This is a genomic window from Verrucomicrobiia bacterium (assembly GCA_019634635.1).
In the GTDB taxonomy this organism is placed as follows: domain Bacteria; phylum Verrucomicrobiota; class Verrucomicrobiia; order Limisphaerales; family UBA9464; genus UBA9464.
Genome location: JAHCBB010000009.1, coordinates 73,531 through 94,965, shown reverse-complemented (window position 1 = coordinate 94,965; position 21,435 = coordinate 73,531). Strand labels below are relative to the sequence as shown.

Genomic DNA, 21,435 nt, shown 5'->3' with positions numbered 1-21,435 from the left:
TCCCGTGATGCTCTCCCAGCCAAGACCATTCGCCGAGGCGGTGGCCTCGATCAGCGGCCGCCGGCGCCTGCCCACGACACTCGGCCACGCAGATCTGGAGCAGCTCGGACAGGCCATCCGCAGGCGGGCGCTGGTCCTTGCGCGAGTCGTCCAGGCCGAGGTCCTGGAGAAGGTGGATCGCGACATCCGGCGCATGGTCTCCGGCGTAAGCACCGGCCCGGGAGACTACACCAACCCCGCAACGATCCGCACCGAGCTCAAGCAGCTCCTCGCCGAGACCGGCTATCAGCCCGACGCGGATCGCGTCGGCACCATCAGCGATCTGCGCACCGACCAGCGCCTCAATCTCATCATCGAGACCGAGGCCAAGCTGGCCCGCGGTCGCGGTCAGTTTGCTCAGGCCAATGATCCGGACTCCCTGGCCATCTTCCCGTGCGCCGAGCTGGTGCGCGTGGAGCAGCGCGACACCCCGCGCGGGTTCGTCCGCCGCAAAGGACAGCTCGTCCAGATGGAGTCCGATCACTGGCGCCGGCGGTGGCGCGAGGCGGGCGGCGAGATCTACGACGGCCGCATGATCGCCAGGCTCGATGATCCGGTGTGGACGGGCATCAGCCGCTTCGGACTGCCCCATCCTCCGTTCGATTTCAACAGCGGCATGGGCACCCAGCTGATCCGTCGCAGCGAGGCCATCCGGCTAGGGGTGATCGAACCCGGGGACGTGGTCCCAAGCCAGCCCGGCGAGTCGCCGGATGAGATCGCTTCGGTGCCGGTGCCGACCGTCGGAGAGCAGTTCCTGCAGGCCCTCCAGCGCGCCGGGTACACCATCGCCAATGGGCTGCTGACCGTGGCGTGATTCGCCGGGAACGTGCCGCCCGCGCCTCCGGGGGGTACATCGGATCTGCTGCATGGCCACCGTCGTCATCGAGTCCGACACCGCGACCCCGGCAATCCGACGGATCGCGGTCAACGCGTCCGGTCGGCGGGCCCATGCGGCGATGGCCGCTGCGGTCGCCGAGCAGATCAGGCGCCACCTGGTGGCCAAGGACCGCGTCCCCAATCAGCTCGGCGGTCGTCGGACCCATTTCTACGCCGCGGCCGCTCAGGCCACGCACTGGTTGGCATCCGAGCGGGTCGGCGAGGTCTCCATCTCTCAGGACGGCATTCGCCAGCGCCTCCTGGGTGGGACCATCCGCCCCATCCATGCCCGAGCCCTCACCGTACCCGTTCATCCGCTGGGCCACGGCCGGCGCGCCGCGGAGTTCGGGGCCGAGCTGCGGCTGGTCCCGCTCGATGGGGGCCGTGATGGACACACCAGTGGGCTGCTCGTCTTGGGATCGGGGGCCGATGCGCCGGTCATCTATGTGCTCCGCGCCCAGGTGGAGCAGGAGGCGGATCCATCGGTGTTGCCCACCGACGAGGAAATGCTCCGGGAGGCGACCAGCGCCCTGGGCGAGATCGTCATGGTGGGGACATGAGCGCCATCCACGAGCCCGTTGGCCTGTTCGCCAATCTCCGGTCGGCCGTTGTGGAGCGGCTCGCGACGGCCGACGCCTTTGCCGATCCCCACGCGGTGCCGGTGGTGGATGGCGGTGGAACCGCGATCCACCGGGCCGTTGCCGAGGCACTGACCAAGCGGTCGGCGGGCATGTGCCTGGTGGTGAGCGTGCCGCGCGCCGATCCCGGCCCGGAATCCCCCCAGCAGCTCCGGGCCACTTTGGCCGTCCAGATCTACGAGCGACCCACACTCAATTGGTCCCACAAGGGGCGCCAGATCGCGATCGAGGACGCCGCTGAGGCTGTATTCGGCGCGCTGGGGTTCGATGGGATCACTCCGGGGTGGTCGCCGTCAGCGGTGTGGACCCGGTTTCTCTTTGACGGGTACCGCATCGTATTCGCCTCCACCGATCAGGTGGTGATGGAGGTGCTGTTCAACACCTCCATCATTGTGCGCCTCGCAGACTTTCCAACCGATCCCTAACCCTCAATTCACATGTCCACACTCGTCGGAGAGGCAGTCGTTTTCGCCATGGATGGCATCACCGTCGCATTCGCTGGTACCGCGGCCGCGCACCTCGAACCCACCGGCGCCAACGTCCGGGACAACTTCGACAAGGTGGACATCAAGGGAGCGACCGGCCGAACCATCGCACGCGGCGGGGCAAACCGGCGCCACACCGTCACCGTGGATGTCACCGTGAAGGACACCGGGGGCAGCGCGAGTCGGGCCTCGGCCAAGTCGAACATCAAACTCCCGACCCCGTTCGCTTTGGTGACTCTTGGGGGCTTCAACAATGCGCTCCTGGACGGCTCCTGGAACTACGAGGAGGGCGCGATCGTGTACAGCAACGTGGGGGAGGCTAAAGTCACCCTGACGCTCGCCCGGATGGAGAACGCCGCTGGAGGCATGGCCGCGATGTCGCCCGTGACCTGACCTGGCCATGAGCTTCGCCACGGCAGTCTTCCCGGACAGGTACCGGTGCGCCGGCATGGCCCTCCTGCCGCACACCTTGGGCCATGCACTGCTGCTGCAGCGGCTTGGCAATCCGTTTGCCGGCCGGCCGCAGGCCGACGCTGTGTCGCCACGGCTCGGGGACGTGGCACAGGCGCTGCTGGTGTGCTCCCGGCCGCACGCCGAGGCGTTGCGCATGATTGACACCTGGCGCGAGCGGGTCTGGTTGGCGGTCGCCTCTTGGCGGGTGACGCGGGCTGGTCTGGCGCGGACCGGCGACGAGTTGGTCGCCTACCTCCAGGCCGCCTGGCCCACCATCAACTGGTGGCAGCCGGCGGAAGGGCGGTCCCGCAGATCTGGTGCCGACCTGCTGCACGTCCTGATTGATCGGCAGATCCGGGCCGGGCTGACCCTTCAGGAGGCTTTGGGCGTGCATCTGCCTGTCGCGTGTTGGGCGGCCGCCATTGAGGCCGAGCGGAACGGGGCGATCTCAATCCGTGGCGAACTCGACGAAGAAATCTCGCGGGCCTACGACCGCATGAAAGCCGCCGGGCGCCTACCGGAGCCAGGCACCGTGATCCGAAGGAATTGAAATGACCGGGGACAAAGAGCTGAAGGTGAAGATCGCCGGAGATGCGACCCAGCTTGGGGCCGAGTCTCGCAGGGCGGTCAACGCGCTGAACGAGGTGAAGACGGCCGCACAGGGCATGCTGGTTGCATTCACCGGAGGAGTAATAGGTGGCGGCATCGCTGGCGCTGTCAGCTCAATCGTGCAGATGATTGCGAATCAGATCGCGTCGGCCAGGCAGCTCCTGGCGGACGCGAGGTCGGCGAGTATTGACCCCAATTTCTTGTCTGGCGCCCGGTGGTTCTCGGAGCGGATCAACGCTCCGGCGGATACGGTCGAGCGCGCCATCATGAATGCTCGCCAGGCCCGACAAGATGCCGCCGGAGACGACGAGAATGCATTGGCCAGCTTTCGGCGGCTTGGCTTGGCCCTGGAGGAAATCCGGGACCTTAAGCCGGAAGAGTTGTTCGAAAGGATTGCCAAGACGTTCAAGGAGGGAGGAATTTCGCGGGAACGGTTGGTTGGGCTCGCGGGGATTATCGGCCTGGGCCAGGCGCAGGCATTGGCTCCGTATCTCGCCGGAGGAGCTGGCGGAGATCAGCTCGATTTTGGGAAGTTGTTCCGCGGTGATTTCTCGACCGCGTTCTACCAGCACTCGTCCATCTACCAGCGAAATATTGAGGCAATGCTGGCCGGGGACCGGTACAAGCAAAACATCGAGCCCATCTCGTTCGCTGGCACTGGCAACGAGGAGAGGGCCAAGCGGATGCGGGATCTAAACGATCAGGCCGACCTCGCGGTTGTGCGGTCCAAACTCGACATCGAAAAGCAAATCACTGCCGTGACCGCCGAGCGCGCTGAGATCCAACGGCGGATGGAGGCGGAGACCAATTCCGTCAAATTCGAGCAGCTCAGATCCGATAGACGCTTGCTGAATCAAGAGCTCGACAGGCTCGAGAAAGTGCGGGACGCGACAAAAAGCCGCCCGACGTCGCTCTACTCCGCGCCAGTCTCCGCAGACGAATTCGCCCAGCGCGGCATGTTCATCGGCGGGCAACAGCGGGTCCCGGCCATCCTCGACAAACAGCTCGTGGAGTTGCAGACGCTGGTGCGGGAGATGCGGGAAACCAAGAACCAGCAGCGGGATATTTGGGGATGAGCGAGTGGATCAGCCATGACGGCCAGCCGCCGATCGCCGAGCTGGAGCCGCTGCCCGCGTTCGACATTACCACGGGGGACGTGGTGCAGCGGCGCTGGGTGGGATCTCCGGCGCGCATCAAGGAGAAGTACGCCGAACTGCGCGCGCAAGGGGTCCGGGTGCGGGTCTCCGAAGCGCTGGGGGATATGGGCCTGCAGATCACGGCCGACTTCTCTGGCGTGATCAATCCCGGCACCGGCCAGGTGGATCCCACCGCATCGGAGATGATCACCGAGTGGACCAGCGAGCCGGCAACGTTCTCCAAGTCCATCTGGGAGCTGCCGGCGGTGGTTGCCGAATTCCAGAAGCTGGGCACGGATGATGCCGGCCTGTCGGACGCGCGGCGGCTCCGCAACTACATTGATGCCCTGCTACGCGGCGAAACCACGGTCCCGGACCCACAGGACGAACAAGGGGTAAAGACCCTGCCGATGAGTCCGTCCATCCTGCTGGCGATCGTCGGGCAACTGGGGTTGTCGGTGCTCGTGTTCCGCGCATTCCTCCGCGATCTGTTCCGTGGGGTGACCACATTCACTCCGGCGTCATGGACCTTGCGCCGGACGCGTCGAGTCCCCGCGGTCGTCGTTTTTACCGAATCGTCCGCCAACGTGGGGCGCATGCTCACCTACAGCACACTGCTGGGTGAGGGGCTGGCTCCGTCCAGCCTCCGCACGGCGCTGCCGTTCACGGGCTACTGGCTCAAACAAAACCCGGTGGATCGTCCGGCGGGGGAGGGCGTCCGCGAAGTGATTACCGAGTACTGGTGGACCGAAGAGTACTCCACCTTCATCTACGGGCTTCCAGTATGACGACGGTCACTGGCAAAGGGCGCCTTCCCCGCGCGATCCGAGAGCTCCAGGCGGCCGTCGGGAAGGTCCGTCCCGGATTCTCGGCCGGGGCGAAGGTATCGCACACCACAAGGGGCACCCTCGTTGAGCCCGACGGCGTCTCCGACAATCTCCGGGTCGCCCCACGGCGACCGGTCTCCACTGTGCCCCGTTGGGGCTGATCTCACACTCCACCCACCAATCCCATGGCTGAACTCCTCTCTGTATTTGCCCGCCTCGCCATCGCCAAGACCGGCTACACCCCCAGCAGCGGCGACGTCAGCGTCACTCTGGAAACGGACGACCCGGATGGTGTGGCCGACACGCAGGACCTCGCGGCCAATACCGCCGAAGCCCTGGACCTCAAGGATGTCGGACTGCCGTGCAAAAAGATCCTGCTCAAACTCATCTCGCCTGCATCCGGAGTGGAGGTGGAGGTCAGCTTGCAAACGGGGGGATCGTTCGACGCGAACCGATTTGCGGTGCTCAGCCAGGTGAATGACTTCGCGGTCTGGACGCCCAAGCTGGGGACCACGATCTACGTCAAAGCCGTCGGCGGGGGCGCCCGCATCATGGTGGTGGCTGGCTGATTCCGCCGTGGCCCAGACGTTCACCCAGGCTCGGCTCGTCCAGACCGGGGAGGCGGTCACATCCCGGGATCTCGCTTCGCTCGCCGCGGCCGCCAACACCCGGCTCTTGAGCGGGGTGGGGGACGGTGCCTTTCGCATCGCCTTCTACCTGTTCGGAGGGTTGTTCCGGCAGATCCGGAACCCGGATTCGAGTTTCAACCTCTATCCGGCCCAGGCGGAGTTCTTCCACTTCTACCAGATGCTGCGCCCGCGCGACGCCCAGTGGCCGCTGTCCGGGCCCGGCGATCCCGAGGGGACCAACGTGGCCAACCCGCTGGTCGCCTTCCTGCAGGGCGCCGAAGCGATCGGCCTCGAGAGCGAGCGCCAGCGGTTGAGCCACATTCCCACGGGATTCCTCGACGGCGAACCCCTCACGGCATGGCGGCTCTGGATCCTGGGGTCCGCACAAGCCGGAGCTTACGACCCCTCCACCGGCCTGGTGGGGTCGCCCGCCATTGAGGAGGCGCGCGCATACGGGTGGGTGAGATCCTCCATCCGGTCGCCGCACGGCAACGCCTACGGCGGCTGGCTGCCGACCCCGGCCTTCCAGGGGATTTGTGCCGACGAGGAAACCGCCGACTTCGACATCTTCTTCACCAACCTCAAAACCAACGAGGTGCGGCATTTCGGCACTTGCCCGGAAAACGCTGGAGATATTGCCGGCATCGGGTACGCGCCACACGCCTACTACGTGTTCCTGAACTCCGGCGCCTTGGTTTACCTCCCGAAGGCTGAGTGGATCGAGGGACCGTACCAGCAGGAGCCCCGATTGCAGAAGACCCAGAGCCAGGCAATCGGGCGGGTCTTGAATGCATTCGCGGCCGAGGTGCGAGGCACCGAGGAGCAGCGCGACTCCGCCTGGATGGGCGAGGCATTCGCCGTGCAGGAGTTCTGCACCCGGCAGTACGCACTGGCTCCGCAGGTGGGCGTGGCCATCGGACAAGCGGCCGTCCAGCCGATCTACGCCACCTGGTATCGCGCTGGATCCGGCTTGGCGCCCGGTGCCGCGGTGCCGTTCTACGGAGGTAGCGACCGCGTGCGCGAGGGCAACGTGTGTCATGGCTGGGCGGCCCGGGCCCACGGGCTGCAGGCCCCCGCGACCCTCCGGCTGCTGCGGGATGGCGAAGAGATTGGGCGCCTACGCCTCGATCCGGATCCGGACGGCGGGACTGCGGAGGCCATCCAGATCTTTGCGGCGGCCGCCGGGCCGGGCCGGCTTTCTGTGGATGTGCCTGCCGGGCTGAACTTGGGCGGCGGAGGAGAACTCCAGGTGGAGGCCAGTGAGCGGCTGGCATACAAGCCGGAGCTGCATGACTGGGCCCTGGTCACGCGACTGGCCACCTACGACGGCTCCTTCGACCGACCCGATGGGATCGGCTTGGAATGCTCTGAGGCGAAGAAGATCAGCGACACGCTCTTTGAGGTGGGGTGCGTGCTCCCGTTGGGGTTGTCCGCCGAAACGATCCCTGCCGGCATTGACCCACCGATCAACCAGAATGCGCTCTTCGACACGGCCCGGCGCATGAGCCAGTGCGTGCGCATCGTGCCCCGGTGGAATCTCGTCGGCTACGCCGTCCAAGGCGGGAAATCGGTCCTCTACCTCGACCGGTATGCGCGCGGGATGAGTAACAACGTGCCGATTGACCTGCTGGAGGGCATCGCCCCGGAGCGCCTGCCCATCCAGCCCGGACAGATCGCCTGGGGGCGCAAGTACCGCGTGAAGAGCGGGCGCATCAATTACGGGGGCGTCGAATACCGTGAGGGCGCGGTCTTCACCGGTCGTCAGGGATTGAGGGAGTTCGAGAGCTTCGGCGCCGACGTTCGGGAGACCGACGGCATCCGGCGCACCGCAGAGCCCGGCGGATTCAGCAACCGCTGGTGCGTGCATGCCACCCTCAAGGGCTACCGCAACTCAGAGAGCAGCATCTGGAAACCCGAGGCGTACGGGGACCAGGTGACCCCGTTCCTGGACCGATGCCATGTGGACTCACCGGAGATCTCCGTGGACAACACGCTCAAGGCACATTTCACCTTCGGCCAATCGCCGTTGCTGGGCACTGAGTCGCTGCCGGGCCAGCGGTACGTCAAGATCGGGCCCAACAGCTTCCACTTCACCCACGCCAACCGGCGCAACTGCGTCGAGGAGGACGAGGAGTGCCTGGCGGAGCGGGAGTCCTTCTACCGCAGCTGCCGAATCTACGAGCCGCCGGTGGAGATTGAATCCACGGAGGTTGTCACGTTTGGGGGCGTGGAGGTCGTCAAACTCACCCTGACCGGGCGCCTCCATCACTGCGAAGGGATTGCGCCGGGCACCATCGGTCCGGACGTCGGCACTTGGAACATCGACGCGCTGCGGAATACTGAACCCTACCGCAGCATCGAGAACGGCCTCCGCGAGTACCTCGTCTGGCAGAACATCGGCACCAACGCGTCGCGGAAGGTAGGCGATTGGGCTTTGAACTCGGACATGGCCTTCGATTCGGGCGCGCCGTTCGGCGCATGCCTGCCCACCCTGTTCTTCGTGCAGCTCATACCGGAGCCCTACCTCGACGACAATGATGACCAGGATGCCCACGACTCCCCGCTGTTCCACGATCAGGTGCGGCAGGCCGAGCTCTACCTGAGGGCGATGTGCGAGGGGTTCATTGACGGCATCACCACCGCGGAATTTGCCTGCGCCAATCTGACCATCGGGGCCTTTGACTTCACCTACGAGAACCTCCACTACGCGGCCACCGGCAATCGGTGGATCCCCTGGCAACCGGCCTCGGTCCGTCCGGACAATCCCCAGGGCTTTGGGCCAAGCCCGAACACTGATTTGTCGGCCGAGGTGTACAACGCCTTGGCTCGTGCCTGGAACCTGCTGACGGACGCCAGGATCTACCTGCCCGCCCAACTCGAAGCGCGCGGCATCCAAGGCTTCGCCACGGAAGCCGTGGCCGCCGTGGACGAGTGCGGCGTGCCCATCGGTTGCCTGCCCGGGGGCAGCTACTTCGCGACAGGCCGATCTGGGTTAAACGTCGGGGCTAGTGAGGTCGGGGATTGGTACGAAGGCGTGGGAAGTGGTGGGGCGAATCGAGGGTACTTTATGGTGGGGGGCACCAACGCGGGGGTGGCGTGCTCCGGGGATCGGTGGCTCATCCAGGCGGCGACAAACGACATCGAGTTCCGGTGGGCCCCGATCCACCCGGACGCCCTATTCGCCCTGGCCCCAGACATCAGGCCCCTCCTGGAGACCGACGCGGTGGTCGCCATGGAAGTCCAGTACGCCGTCACAGTGGCGACCCTGAGGTACACCGAGACCGCATTGGGGCCTGAGCCCGTGTTCGTGGCCGGACAGTGCAGCCCGAGTGCATGGGCCTGGTGGGATGGTCACACCACCACGTGGTCGGTCTGCACCATGGGCCACAGGAGAGTGTCTGCCCCGGTTGTCCCCGCCGGCGACGTCGGGTATGCCCGGGTGCCCGGTGGGGATGTGGGCACCTCTGGGGGAGGCGGTGGCAGCAGCAGCGCCACCGCAAACGTCATTGAGGACGGCACCTCAATCATCCGGGTCCCAACGGTCCCCTACGAGGGAGGATGAAGCTCTTAGCTGTCTCCCATAGGGTATTCGCCCCCCCATCGCCCCGGAGGCTGACAGGCTCTGGGGGCCCGGCGCCTGTGACGGCCGTCCGGCGGCCGCTCCCGCGCCCCAGCCGGTCAGATTGCGAGGCATGCGACGTGTGCCATTGGGCCGACTTTGGAGGCGGGATCCTGGCGCGGTGCGTCCACCCGCAGGGGGTCTGCACAGCCTCCGCAGCCCGCCTGCAACCTTGGGACCGAATGCCCTTCTGCCCCCGCCTGGCCTCCCGGGCGTTTACCTAACCTTCGCAAATGTTTGCCCGACCTCGTGCGGTTTTACATCGTGCGGTGGTCGGCGGGCTGGCCCTCGCCACTCTTGCGACCCTGTTCGTGCTACCGGCGGCCTTTGCGCTCCTGGCGTCCCGGCAGGTGCGCTCTGCGTCGCTGGATCCGGAGGATCCGAAGAGCCATCACTATGAACCACTCCCTGCATCGGTCCGTCCGGGGGTCTGAGGCCGTCCTGCCGATTCCGTATTCGTCCATGAAATCCCCCGTTTGGAGACGGTCCCGCATGGTGGTCCTGCCCGCGCTCCTGCTTCCGGTGTTGGCCGGAATTCTCCCGGCGCGCACTGCCGAGTTTGCCGTCGTCCAGGCCTCCCGCGGCCCTGTGGTCCGGTACGTGATCCTGCCCGGGACGCTCCGGGCCAACCAGCAGGCCACCCTGTACGCCAAGGTGCCCGGCTATCTGAAGTCCCTCGCCGTGGATACGGGAGACCGGGTCGAGGCAGGACAGGCGCTCGCGGAACTCGAGGTACCGGAACTGCAGGCCGACCGGACCCGCTTCCGCGCGGAGGTCAAGGTCGCCAAGACCGACGCGGCCCGGATGACCGCTGCGCGCCAGCATGCCCCGGACCTGGTCACGCCCCAGGCCGTGGATGAGGCCACCGGGCGGCTGGAAGTGGCCCGTGCGGAATTGGAACGGATCGAATCCCTGCTCGAATTCAGCCAGCTCAAGGCGCCCTTTTCCGGAGTGATTACAGCCCGTTTCATGGATCCGGGTGCCTTCGTTCCGGCGGCGACTTCAGCGAACACCTCCGGCGGAGCGGCGGTGCTCACCCTCATGGATTTCTCCACCATCCGGGCGCAGGTCCGCGTCCCGGAACACGAAGCCTCGCTCGTCCGGACGGGCCAGCCGGTCGAGGTGGCGGTCGAGGGTCTGCCGGGCCAGTGGTTTGAAACCAGGGTCAGCCGGTTCAGCTACGCACTTGACGAAGCAACGCGCACCATGCTCGTTGAGGCGGATCTGCCGAACCCCTCCTTGGAACTCCGTCCGGGGATGTACGCCCGGATGCGTCTCGGCGTTGAAGAACACACCGATGCGCTGCGGATCCCCGTTGGCGCACTGGTGGTGGAGAAGTCCGGCGCCTTTGTTTTCGTCGTCGAGGGCGGTCTGGCCTTCAAGAAGGCCCTCAAGGTCGGATTCAATGATGGGATCCATGCGGAAATCCTGGGCGGGCTTTCCGGAAACGAAACCCTGGTCCTTCCAGGGAAGCAGACGCTGTTGGATGGCCAGGCGATCCAGATCACGGAGACCCGGTGATGAAGGCTCCGGGCATACTGCATCGCTGGCCGGTGGGCGCCGCAATTCTCTTGGTGCATTTCGGCTGCGCCGCTTTGGGAGCTGCGGGTACGAATGCCGCGCCCTCCATCATTGACCTCCCCACCGCACTCCGTCTGGCCGGGGCACAGAACCTGGATGTCCAGATTGCCCGGGAGCGCCTTCGGGAAGCCCGGGCGCAGGAGGATCAGGCGATGCTTCGATTTCTCCCATGGCTGGAGCCCGGAATCGGCTATCGGCGGCATGACGGAAATATCCAGGATGTCGGCGGCGTCATCTTCGAAGCGAACAAGCAGGCGTACACCGTGGGCGCCGCCCTGACGCTCCAGGTGGATCTGGGCGATGCCATCTACCAGTCCCTGGCCGCCCGTCAGTTGGCGCGGGCGGCCGGGGAGTCGGTCGAGGTGTCGCGGCAGGACGAGATGTTGGCCGCCGCCACCGGCTACCTCGAGCTGGCGAGGTCCGAAGCCTCGATCGCCGTGCTGCAAGATGGGTTGAGGATCGCACAGGACTATGCCGCCCAGGTTCATCGTGCGATGGATGTCGGACTGGCCTACAAGGGGGAAGTCCTTCGCGCCGAACTGCAGACTCGAAGGAACCAGCTGTTGATCCGCCGGGCCGATGAGGAACGGCGGCTCGCGGCGGCCCGGTTGGCCCAGTTGCTCCGGCTGGATCCGGCGGTGGACCTCTTGCCGGCGCCCGGGGACCTGGTGCCGATGATCCTGGTCTCCACCAATCTGGCGCTCGATTCGCTGGTGGCCCGGGCGATGGGAGGTCGCCCTGAACTGCGCCGGGCCGCGGCCCTGGTCCGGAGCGCGGAGGCGGAACGGAACGGCTCGGTGAAGGGGCCGTGGATCCCGAGCGTGGGCGCAATGGCTTATCTTGGAGGGCTTGGGGGCGGAGTGAATGATGCCTGGAATAATTTCGACGGTACCGCCAACTATTTGCTGGGGGCGACTTGGCGGATTGGACCCGGGGGCATCGGGGATCGAAGCCGGATACGGAGCGCCGAGGCGCGCGAAGCAATTTCCTCACTGGAGACGCGGAAGGTCCTTGATGAAGTGGTCCGGCAGGTCGTCACCGCCCTCGCCCGTGCCCAGTCCCTGACGGATCAGTTGGAGATCACCCGCCAGACCGTGGAGTCGGCGGAGCACTTGTTGCGCCTTTCCCGCGAGCGAAAGGCGTTCGACGTGGGCGCCGTTCTGGAGGCGGTCCAGTCCGAGGCCGATCTGACGCAGGTACGCCTGGAATATCTCGCCCTGGTGGCGGCCCACAACCAGGCGCAGTTTGCGCTCCGGCGGGCCACCGGGGAGGACTCCGCTGAGATTCCGGTCCGCTGAAACCAAGCCGTGCCCTCTCCCAGCGGAGCCTGAACGCCAGACTCCGCGGTCTTGGTTTGCCCGGGCAGAACGTGGAAACGGTTGGCGTGGCCACCTTGTGCGGAGCGACGGTCGGAGTCCTCCCCCGGGGCGAACTGCGTTGCTTGGAAAAACTCGTCCGGCTCCCCATAGTCCGGACCCGTCGCGACCATTCAGCGCCGTTCATATGAAACTCAGACACTGGTTGCGGTACAAGTTCCTCCACGATACCACCTGGCACGGCCAGTTTGCTGCGCTTGGCCGCCTGTTGTTGAAACGTCCGGTGATCGAACCCGTTGTGGTGGACGTGGGCGCCCATGACGGATTTTTTAGTTCGAATTCCTACCCATTCATCAAACGGGGTTGGCGGGCGTTGCTGATCGAACCCCACCCGGGCGCATTCGAGAAGGCGCAGCAATTGCATCGCAATCACCCCTCGGTCACGGTCCTCAACCTGGCCTGCAGTGACCACGAGGGCCGGGAGGAGCTGAATCTGTTTCAGGGGGACGAGGCAGGAAGCCTCTCCGCTCTCTCCGGTGCCGGTGCCGTCACCGCCTCAAAACGCGGCATCGCCCGGGCCATCACCGTTCAGGTCACCGTGCTCGAAGCGCTCCTGCGACATCACCGGATTCCGGAGCGGTTCGGCCTCCTGACAGTGGACACCGAGGGACAGGACTTCGCGGTTCTCCGTGGCCTCAACCTTTCGCACTTCAGGCCGCGTGCCATCATCACGGAGAAATATAACGACGACACTTCCAAGTTTGATCATCTCCAAAAGCACGGCTACCAACTCTACGCGGATCTGGAGCACGACACCGTCTGGACCGTCCTCGAGGTCTGAGCGTCCCGGTCTGCGCCAAATTGCGAGGGTCGAGCTCCGTGAGTTTTGACGCCGGCGCGCAGACTTCACGTTCCGGGATGACGGCGACACGAACGCGAGGGGGGCCGGGAGAACCCGCATTCCGGTTGGGGAGGTTCACGCTCTCCCTGCTTTTACCACCAGCAGGTCCAGGCCCCTGAATTGGGAGAACGCCTGGTCTGTCGTCACCATCTGGAATCCGCAGCGCAACGCGAACGCGGCGAGCCATGCATCCATCCAAAGCTTCGGCGAAGTTCCGTCCCGGAGAGCGAACGCCTTCCATGCTTCCTCCACCCCCTCGGGTTCGTTCGCGAACGTGATGCGCTCGTCCGCCATGAAGCACCCGACCACCTCCCAAGCCTCCCGGTTGGTGCGCGGTGGAATCCCATAGCGTGCCATCACCTCCGCGGTCGTGAGCAACCGAAGAAGTCCCTGCTGCGTCGCCCGGCAAAAGCAGATGCTGCCAAACGCCTCCTGTCCGTCCATCCAGGCGCGCGCAGCGGCATGATGCGAGTGCCCGGAAAGGGCCAGAGCCAGCCAGAGGTTAACGTCCGGCAGCACCATGGCTCCATTCCGCCTCCTGCCTTAGGAGCACGCCCGCCACCTCGTCCGGCGTCAATTCCCGGATGGATGCCGGTGGGCATCCGCATTGGATCAACGGCAGTTGCACCCGGTGCCGCTTCGCGCCCTTTGGGGCTTCGGCCAGGCCGCGGCGGACAATCTCAGCGGCCACGTCCCGAAGTTTGCGACCCTGGCGGGCGGCGCGAAGTTTCATCTCGCGGACGAGGTCGCCGGGTAAATCCAAGGTAGTTTTCACGGTCCCAGCTTTCCAGCTTTCCAGCTTTCCGTCAAGGCATCGGCTTCCGTGTGTCACTGTTGGGGACCGAGGGCCTGACCCTCTGTTGGTCCGCTGCATGGCTGTATCGCCGCAACCGGTTGCTAGGGTAGTGCCTCGTAAACGTCTGAAGTAATCCTTGGCCGCTTTTGCTCAAAAACACCGCGTCGTCCTCGACATTCACAATGGAAATCCCTCCATCCATTTGAGAGACACGACACGAATCGCGCCTGCTGTTGGACACGCGGTCAAGACGGGAACCCGCCATCGCCTTGATTGGAGGGCGATCAACTCCGCCGCCTCTTCGAGATTGCGGCCGAGTGGACGGCCGTCGCCCCGGGGCACTCACCGGCCAAATTTCCCGTCGCCGTGCGGCCAGCGGCGGTTCAACCTGACCGCCGGAACATGAACACACTATTGCGCCTCTGCACCGTCCTTGTCCCTGCTGCGCTGCTCTGGACCCACGGGGCCGCCGAGTCGGACGAATTCGCCAGCGAGACCATTTCTGTCGGCGTCGTGGTCAGTGACCTGGACAAATCCCTTGAATTCTACACGAAGGTCATCGGCATGAAAAAGACCGGCACCTTCACGGTGAATGCGGACATGGCCCGGCGCACCGGGCTGACCGGTGGCGTCCCGGTGGACATCACGGTGCTCAGGCTCGGTGACGGCAAGGCGGCCACGGACTGGAAGCTCATGAGCTTCGCCAAGCCGGCCGTGCCGCCAAAGAAGCAGCACATTCAGGACGACACCGGCCCGCAATACATCACCATCCAAGTCAAGGCGTTGAAGCCGTTCCTCTCCCGGATCCGTGAGCATAATGTGAAGCTGCTCGGGGACACACCCGTATCCATCGGTGGTACCACCCAGTTCGTACTCGTCCAGGACCCGGACGGCACCTTTGTCGAACTGATCGGTCCGATGGAATGAGCGTTCGCCCCTCTGGAGTTCCGGAGCCCGATGCAGCCCGGCCCAATCCGGCGATGAGGGATCCGGTCTGCAGCAGTCCATTGGGATGCCGAGGAGCGCGGGCCCTCGAATCGGAGACTTCAACCAGCGGATCCCTTCCAGGCAGACATGCCCGCCGCCGCGGCCCCATCAGCGGCGACTCCCGGAAGGATGCGAATCGTTGTCATCCCTGCCCGGTCGGTGGGTGGACCTCTGTGGTCGTGAGGAATCGGGGTCCAAAGAAGGCTTTGAAGTTCCCCCATTCGCTTCATCCTCCCGACCATGATCCTGGCGCCGGCGGAACTGGAGTCGCTCAGCCACCTGCTGCATCCTTCCCCCCACTCGTTGCTGGGGTTGCAGCCGCTGGGTGATGGCTCCGGGCTGGTCGCGCGGGCGATGATCCCCGGAGCCGCCCGGGTGGAGGTGGTTCCCGTTCATGCCGGTGCCGGCCCCCGGTTCGCCCTGAAGCGACTCGGAGACACCTGCGTGTTTGAGGGCGTCAGCCGGAAGGCGCGCGCGGTGTACGCGTACGACCTCGTCGTGACCGATGGCGCCGGGAGCCGGTTCCAGGGGCGCGACCCCTACTCCTTCCTTCCCAGCGTCGGTGAGACGGACCAATACCTGTTCAATCAGGGCAACCACCAGCGCCTGTTTGATGTCCTTGGCGCTCACCTGCGCGATCCGGACGGCGTCCAGGGCACTGCCTTCGCGGTGTGGGCGCCGAATGCCCGCAGGGTTTCGGTGGTCGGGGACTTCAACGCCTGGGACGGGCGGAGGCATCCGATGCGACTCCTGGGATCCTCGGGCATCTGGGAGCTCTTCATTCCGGGGGTCGGCGAGGGGGCGCTGTACCAGTTCGAACTGCTTGATGCCCACGGCAACCTGAAGGTCGTGACCGACCCGTTTGCATCGCTGTACGAGGTGCCGCCCAAGCATGCGTCGGTTGTTTGGAACAACCGGCGGTTTGTTTGGACGGATGCCGAATGGATCCGCGGCAGGGCGGAGGCCAACCCGCTGCGGCGTCCGATGAGCATCTACGAAATGCACCTCGGTTCCTGGCGCCGAAAATCCGGCTGGGAAGCCTTGGGCTACCGCGAGCTGGCGGCGCCGCTGATCGAGTATGTGCGCCGGCTGGGCTTCACCCATGTGGAGTTCCTGCCGGTCGCCGAGCACGCCTTTTACCCGAGCTGGGGCTACCAGGTCACCGGCTTCCACGCCCCGACCAGCCGTTTCGGAACGCCCGACGACTTCCAGTTCCTGGTGAATGCCCTTCATGAGGCCGGGATCGGTGTGATTGTGGACTGGGTGCCCGCGCACTTCCCGAGGGACACCTGGGCCCTCGCGCAGTTCGATGGCACGTCGCTGTATGAACATGCCGACCCGCGTCAGGGGGCGCACCAGGACTGGGGAACCCTCATCTTCAACTTCGGACGGCACGAGGTGCGGAATTTTCTCATCGCGAACGCCCTGTTCTGGTGCGAGCGGTTCCACGTGGACGGCCTGCGGGTGGACGCCGTCGCCTCGATGCTCTACCTGGACTATTCGCGCAAGGAGGGCGAATGGATCCCGAATGCGCATGGTGGCCGGGAGAACCTCGAAGCGGTCGAGTTTCTCAAGGGGTTCAACCACCACGTGGGCGTCAATCATCCGGGCGTGGTGACCATCGCCGAGGAATCCACCGCGTGGCCGATGGTTTCACGTCCTCCCTGGCTGGGCGGGCTGGGGTTTACGCTCAAGTGGAACATGGGGTGGATGCACGACACCCTCGGCTATTTTCAGCGCGACCCCATCCATCGCCGCTACCACCAGAACGACCTCACGTTTGCCATGCTGTACCACGGTCACGAGAACTTCGTGCTGCCGCTGTCCCATGACGAGGTGGTGCATGGCAAGGGATCCCTCCGGCAGCGGATGCCCGGGGACGACTGGCAGGCGTTCGCCAATCTGCGGGCGCTGTTGGGCCACCAGTGGATGTTCCCCGGCAAGAAACTGCTCTTCATGGGCGGCGAGTTCGGGCAGTCCGCGGAGTGGAATGCCAATGCGGAACTCGACTGGTGGCTGCTGGAGGCGGGCCCCTACCACGCGGGGGTCCGGAAGTGGGTGGCGGACCTCAACGCGTTCTACACCTCGGAGCCCGCGCTGTGGCGGGGGGATTACGATTCGGACGGCTTTTGGTGGGTGGATTGCGGCGACCATGCCAACAGCGTGATGAGTTTCATCCGGCACGACCGCGAGACCGGCAACCATGTCCTGGCGATCCTGAACCTCACCCCGAATCCGCTGTACGCCTATCGCGTTGGCCTGCCGCTGCCCGGGCGATGGTCGGAAGTGCTCAACAGCGATGCAGCCGCCTATGGAGGTGGCAATCTGGGCAATGCCGGCGGGGTGATTGCGGAGGATTACGCGGTCCACAACCAGCGGCACTCCGCCGCGTTCACCCTCCCGCCGCTGAGCGTGATCGTGTTCCGGCGGGAGCCGTGATCGGACCGTGGAGGGCCGCACTTCGGCCTGCGCCAAACCGCTTCCCGATGTCCCATGAGTGCGACGACGACGGCAACCGGCTCCATGCCCGTGCCCGTGCCCGAACGCGGCGTGAACGGCCACTCGCCGGCGGCGGAGAAGATTGCTTTGTTCCGCTCGTTGTTCCGGGGACGCGACGATGTCTACCCGCGTCGGTTTGAGAATCTCCGGACCGGACGTTCCGGATATGCCCCGGCTTGCGCCAACGAGTGGGTGCGGGGGATTTGCGAGAAGCCCCGGGTCAAATGCCTCGAGTGCCCGCACCGCCTCTTTCTGGCGGTGACGGATGAGGTCATCCGGTGGCACCTGTCCGGCCGGGATGCCTCCGGCAAACCGTTCGTAATGGGGTGCTACCCGCTGCTGGTGGACGACACCTGCCATTGGGTGGCGGCGGACTTCGATGGCGACGGCTGGAAGGACGATCTCCGTGCCTTCGCCGGCGCCGGGCGCGACCTGGGCATTCCGGTGGCCTGCGAGCGCTCACGCTCCGGCAATGGTGGCCATGCCTGGATCTTTTTCGATCAGGCCCTTCCGGCGACGCTGGCGCGGAGGCTCGCCTCTTGGGTGCTGACCGAGGCCATGGAATCCCGTCCTGAACTCGGCCTGCGATCCTACGACCGGCTGTTTCCCAACCAGGACACCCTGCCCAGGGGCGGTCTTGGCAACCTGATCGCGCTGCCGCTGCAGCGGGAGGCGCGGAATCGCGGGAACAGTGTCTTTCTTGACGAGGCCCTGCAGCCCTGCGCCGATCCGTGGGATTACCTTGCCGGAATCGCCCGGCTTTCACCGGGCACAGGCGATGCGGCTGCCGACGCGGAAGCTGCCGCGCATCATCAGTTGTGCCGAGGATACGGAGGACTACCTCGGGCTGCCACGCGGCTGCGTGGAGGAGGTCCGGCAATTGATGGCTTCGCTGGGCATCGCCGCCAATCTGCGGGATCAGCGACAGGCCGGAACGCCCCTGTCCGTCCGCTTCCACGGAACCCTGCGCCCGGAGCAACAACAGGCTGCGGACGCCTTGATGGCCGACGACACCGGCGTCCTTTCTGCGACGACCGCGTTTGGGAAGACCGTGGTTGCCGCGTGGCTCATCGCGGCCCGGGCGGTGAACACCCTGGTGCTGGTGCACCGGCAGCAGTTGCTGGAGCAGTGGATCGAACGGCTGGCCGCATTCCTCGATATCCCGTCGAAATCCATCGGACGGCTGGGCGGGGGGCGGAGACGTCTGACGGGACATCTGGACGTCGCATTGATCCAGAGTCTCGTTCGCGGCGGGATTGTGGACGACGGGGTCGGTGGCTACGGACAGGTGGTGGTGGATGAATGTCATCACGTCTCCGCCGCGAGCTTCGAGCAGGTCATTCGCAGGGTCCGGGCACGGTTCGTGACCGGACTTTCCGCAACGATCACCCGCAAGGACGGCCATCATCCCATCCTGTTCATGCAGTGTGGCCCGGTGCGTCATCGTGTGGACGCCAGGCGCCAGGCCGCCACGCGCCCGTTTCGCCATGAAGTGATGGTGCGCCCGACCGGGTTCCGTCCGCATCAGGCTCCCGACCCCGATCCTCGCGTTGCGTTTCGTCAGCTCTGCGAGGCGCTGGCTTCGGATGACCCACGCAATGCCAGGATCTGCCGGGAGGTTGTGGAGGCCGTTCATGAGGGACGCCGGCCGTTGGTGCTCACGGAGCGGACGGATCATCTGGAGCGCCTGGAGGCTTCGCTGCGCGGAGCCGTTCCGAATCTGGTGGTGCTTCGCGGAGGCTTGGGCCGCCGGGCGCTCAAGTCCATTCTGGCGGGACTCGCGCAGGCGCCCGATGCCGGTGGCCGGGTGATCCTCGCCACGGGCCGATACGTCGGAGAGGGCTTTGACGAGCCGTCCCTGGATACGCTGTTCCTCACCCTGCCTGTGTCGTGGCACGGGACGGTGGCGCAGTATGTGGGAAGGCTGCACCGGCTGCGGGAGGGCAAGCGGGTTGTGCGCGTGTACGACTATGCGGACCTCGACGTGCCGATGCTCAGCCGGATGTTTGACCGGCGCTGCCGGGGTTATGAGGCGGTCGGGTATGTGGTCCTGCTCCCGGCGAGTGCGCTGCCAGGTTGGCCCCCGGACGTGCCGCTTCCAGTGGATCCGGAGTGGAAACGGGACTACGCCGCCAGCGTTCGGAGACTGGTCCGGGACGGCGTGGATCCTTCGTTGGGGCGTCTGTTCGTCGCATCGGCCGGGACGCCCTCCCCGGAATCCCGGGGTGCGGATCGTGCCCGCAGCGCTGTCGAGGCCTTTCTGTTTCGGCGGCTGGAGACTCTCGCAGCGACGTCCGGGCGCTTCACGCTCAACGCCGTTTTGCCGCTGCCATTCGATGGCGCTGGGGAGATGGAGGTGGACTTCCTGGATCCGTCCGCCCGACTGGTGCTGGAGTTGGACGGCCCGCAGCACCTTGCGGACGCAGAGGCCTACCGTCGCGACCGGCGAAAGGACGCGCTGCTCCAAGAGAACGGGTATCGGATCCTCAGATTTCTGACATCAGATGCCACCGAGCGGCTTGATGAGGTGCTGGACCGGATCCTTCGTGCGCTTGCCCACGCCAGCGGCGTCTGCGTTCGAAACCCAGAGTCCGGGATCCCGACAAAAAACCCGGGAGCCGACAAGCCTCCGGGGTCGGAAAGATTGGAGCGAGCGAAGGGATTCGAACCCTCGACATTCACCTTGGCAAGGTGACGCTCTACCAGGCTGAGCTACGCTCGCACTCGCTGCGGAGGAGAGATTGTGGAAGGCCCCGAGGTTTGCAAGCGGAGTTTTCCGGTTGCGATTCAGGCGGCGGCAGCCTCGGGGCGCCGCCGGATCAGCGGCGGGGCCTCTCCGCGGACCGCGGCCGCGGTCAGGGTGATGCCGGCGATGTCTGATGAAGTGGGGATCTCGAACATCAGGTCGCGCATCAGGCGCTCCATCAGGCTCCGGAGGGCCCGTGCCCCGGTCCCCTTGCGAATCGCCTCGGCCGCGAGCGCACGGCACGCATCGGCGGTGACCTCCAGGTCGACGCCATCCAGGGAGAACAGCCGCGAAAACTGCTTCACCAGCGCATTCCTTGGCTCCACGAGAATTCGCACCAGGTCGTCTTCGGTCAGCTCATCGAGCACGCTGACGGCCGGAAGCCGGCCGATGAACTCCGGGATGAATCCGAAGGAAACCAGATCCTCGGGTTCCATCCGGCGCAACATGTCGCCGCGGCTCTCGACGGCGGTTGCCGCGTCCCCGGACGCGTTGAACCCGATGATGCGGTGTCCCAGCCGTCGCTGGATGATGCGGTCGAGCCCCGTGAAGGCACCGCCACAGATGAACAGGATGTGGGTGGTGTCTATCCGGATGTACTCCTGCTGCGGGTGCTTGCGTCCCCCCTGGGGCGGCACATTGCATACGGTTCCTTCAAGCAACTTCAGCAGCCCCTGCTGCACCCCCTCCCCGCTGACGTCGCGCGTGATGGAGACGTTCTCCGTTTTGCGGGCGAGCTTGTCAATTTCGTCCACGTATACGATGCCCATCTGCGCGCGCTTGACGTCGTAGTCGGCATTCTGGAGGAGGCGCAGGATGATGGTCTCGACGTCCTCGCCGACGTAGCCGGCCTCGGTGAGCGACGTGGCGTCGGCGATCGCGAAGGGCACGTCAATCAACCGGGCGATGGTCTGGGCGGCAAGGGTCTTCCCGCAGCCGGTTGGACCAATCAGGAGGACGTTGCTTTTTTGAAGCTCGACGTCGTCCGTCGCGGCGGGGTCCGGAGGGTTGAGGATCCGCTTGTAATGGTTGTACACCGCGACGCTGAGGGTCCGTTTGGCGTCCTCCTGGCCGACGAGGTGGCCATCGAGCTGCCGCTTCAATTCCGCCGGCTTGGGGATGCTCACCCGGCGGACCTCGCGCTGGGAATCATCGCGAAATTCCTTGGCGAGGACGTTCTGGCAGACGCCGACACACGCGTCGCAAATGTAGACCCCCGGACCCGCGATCAGCTTCTTGACCTCGGAGCGGCTCTTGCCGCAGAAGCTGCACATCGTGATCTGGTGGGCGCGGGCCAT

General features: G+C 65.6%; 18 protein-coding genes, 1 tRNA gene and 1 pseudogene. 16 read left to right on the top strand and 4 right to left on the bottom strand.

The window, feature by feature from the left end:
- The first annotated feature begins 4 nt into the window (after positions 1-4).
- From KF791_08350 to KF791_08290, 13 genes are all read left to right on the top strand, one after another.
- Entirely contained in the window at positions 5-853 is an 849-nt protein-coding gene (locus KF791_08350; GenBank protein MBX3732589.1) for a hypothetical protein, read from the top strand.
- A 52-nt stretch (positions 854-905) separates the two neighbouring features.
- Positions 906-1,475: a hypothetical protein gene (locus KF791_08345; protein MBX3732588.1), complete on the top strand. Its 570-nt coding sequence runs from the start codon at positions 906-908 to the stop codon at positions 1,473-1,475.
- Positions 1,472-1,978, top strand: a complete 507-nt coding sequence (locus KF791_08340) for a hypothetical protein (GenBank protein MBX3732587.1) — start codon at positions 1,472-1,474, stop codon at positions 1,976-1,978. Before KF791_08345 ends, KF791_08340 begins: the two co-directional genes overlap by 4 nt.
- 12 nt (positions 1,979-1,990) lie before the next feature.
- A complete protein-coding gene (locus KF791_08335; GenBank protein MBX3732586.1) occupies positions 1,991-2,431 on the top strand; it encodes a hypothetical protein in 441 nt (146 codons plus the stop codon).
- Positions 2,432-2,438: 7 nt separating this feature from the next.
- Entirely contained in the window at positions 2,439-3,041 is a 603-nt protein-coding gene (locus tag KF791_08330) for a hypothetical protein (protein MBX3732585.1), read from the top strand.
- A 1-nt stretch (position 3,042) separates the two neighbouring features.
- Positions 3,043-4,176: a hypothetical protein gene (locus tag KF791_08325; GenBank protein ID MBX3732584.1), complete on the top strand. Its 1,134-nt coding sequence runs from the start codon at positions 3,043-3,045 to the stop codon at positions 4,174-4,176.
- Complete coding sequence (locus KF791_08320) at positions 4,173-5,024, top strand: hypothetical protein (protein MBX3732583.1); 852 nt, start codon at positions 4,173-4,175, stop codon at positions 5,022-5,024. Before KF791_08325 ends, KF791_08320 begins: the two co-directional genes overlap by 4 nt.
- A 224-nt stretch (positions 5,025-5,248) precedes the next feature.
- A complete protein-coding gene (locus tag KF791_08315; GenBank protein MBX3732582.1) occupies positions 5,249-5,632 on the top strand; it encodes a hypothetical protein in 384 nt (127 codons plus the stop codon).
- Positions 5,633-5,639: 7 nt separating this feature from the next.
- On the top strand, positions 5,640-9,254 hold the full coding sequence (locus KF791_08310; GenBank protein ID MBX3732581.1) for a hypothetical protein: 3,615 nt from the start codon (positions 5,640-5,642) through the stop codon (positions 9,252-9,254).
- A 290-nt stretch (positions 9,255-9,544) separates the two neighbouring features.
- Positions 9,545-9,745: a hypothetical protein gene (locus KF791_08305; GenBank protein MBX3732580.1), complete on the top strand. Its 201-nt coding sequence runs from the start codon at positions 9,545-9,547 to the stop codon at positions 9,743-9,745.
- 28 nt (positions 9,746-9,773) lie between these two features.
- The gene (locus KF791_08300) at positions 9,774-10,832 is read left to right on the top strand and encodes an efflux RND transporter periplasmic adaptor subunit (protein MBX3732579.1); all 1,059 of its coding nucleotides are present in this window, start codon (positions 9,774-9,776) and stop codon (positions 10,830-10,832) included.
- Positions 10,829-12,190, top strand: coding sequence for a TolC family protein (locus tag KF791_08295; GenBank protein MBX3732578.1), 1,362 nt, complete (start codon positions 10,829-10,831; stop codon positions 12,188-12,190). Before KF791_08300 ends, KF791_08295 begins: the two co-directional genes overlap by 4 nt.
- A gap of 205 nt (positions 12,191-12,395) precedes the next feature.
- Positions 12,396-13,049, top strand: a complete 654-nt coding sequence (locus tag KF791_08290; protein ID MBX3732577.1) for an FkbM family methyltransferase — start codon at positions 12,396-12,398, stop codon at positions 13,047-13,049.
- A gap of 135 nt (positions 13,050-13,184) precedes the next feature.
- Here KF791_08290 and KF791_08285 read toward each other — a convergent pair whose 3' ends face one another.
- Together KF791_08285 and KF791_08280 are read right to left on the bottom strand one after the other, a co-directional pair.
- Positions 13,185-13,631 (bottom strand): PIN domain-containing protein, encoded by a 447-nt coding sequence (locus KF791_08285; protein MBX3732576.1) that lies wholly within the window; start codon positions 13,629-13,631, stop codon positions 13,185-13,187.
- Complete coding sequence (locus tag KF791_08280; GenBank protein MBX3732575.1) at positions 13,612-13,884, bottom strand: antitoxin; 273 nt, start codon at positions 13,882-13,884, stop codon at positions 13,612-13,614. The genes KF791_08285 and KF791_08280 overlap by 20 nt, the downstream gene beginning before the upstream one ends.
- Before the next feature lie 423 nt (positions 13,885-14,307).
- Between KF791_08280 and KF791_08275 the strand changes: the two genes are divergently transcribed.
- The 3 genes and pseudogenes from KF791_08275 (at position 14,308) to KF791_08265 (ending at position 20,086) form a co-directional block, all read left to right on the top strand.
- Positions 14,308-14,832 carry a VOC family protein gene (locus tag KF791_08275; protein ID MBX3732574.1) on the top strand — a complete coding sequence of 175 codons (525 nt, stop codon included), beginning with the start codon at positions 14,308-14,310 and terminating at the stop codon, positions 14,830-14,832.
- A 300-nt stretch (positions 14,833-15,132) separates the two neighbouring features.
- On the top strand, positions 15,133-17,331 hold the full coding sequence (gene glgB / locus KF791_08270; GenBank protein ID MBX3732573.1) for a 1,4-alpha-glucan branching protein GlgB: 2,199 nt from the start codon (positions 15,133-15,135) through the stop codon (positions 17,329-17,331).
- A gap of 84 nt (positions 17,332-17,415) precedes the next feature.
- Positions 17,416-20,086, top strand: a pseudogene (locus KF791_08265) (DEAD/DEAH box helicase family protein).
- On the opposite strand, the gene KF791_08260 reads toward KF791_08265, so the two are convergent.
- Both KF791_08260 and clpX read right to left on the bottom strand, forming a co-directional pair.
- Positions 20,037-20,113: transfer RNA gene (locus KF791_08260), tRNA-Gly, on the bottom strand. The pseudogene KF791_08265 and the gene KF791_08260 overlap by 50 nt on opposite strands.
- A 65-nt stretch (positions 20,114-20,178) precedes the next feature.
- Positions 20,179-21,435: an ATP-dependent Clp protease ATP-binding subunit ClpX gene (clpX, locus tag KF791_08255; GenBank protein MBX3732572.1), complete on the bottom strand. Its 1,257-nt coding sequence runs from the start codon at positions 21,433-21,435 to the stop codon at positions 20,179-20,181.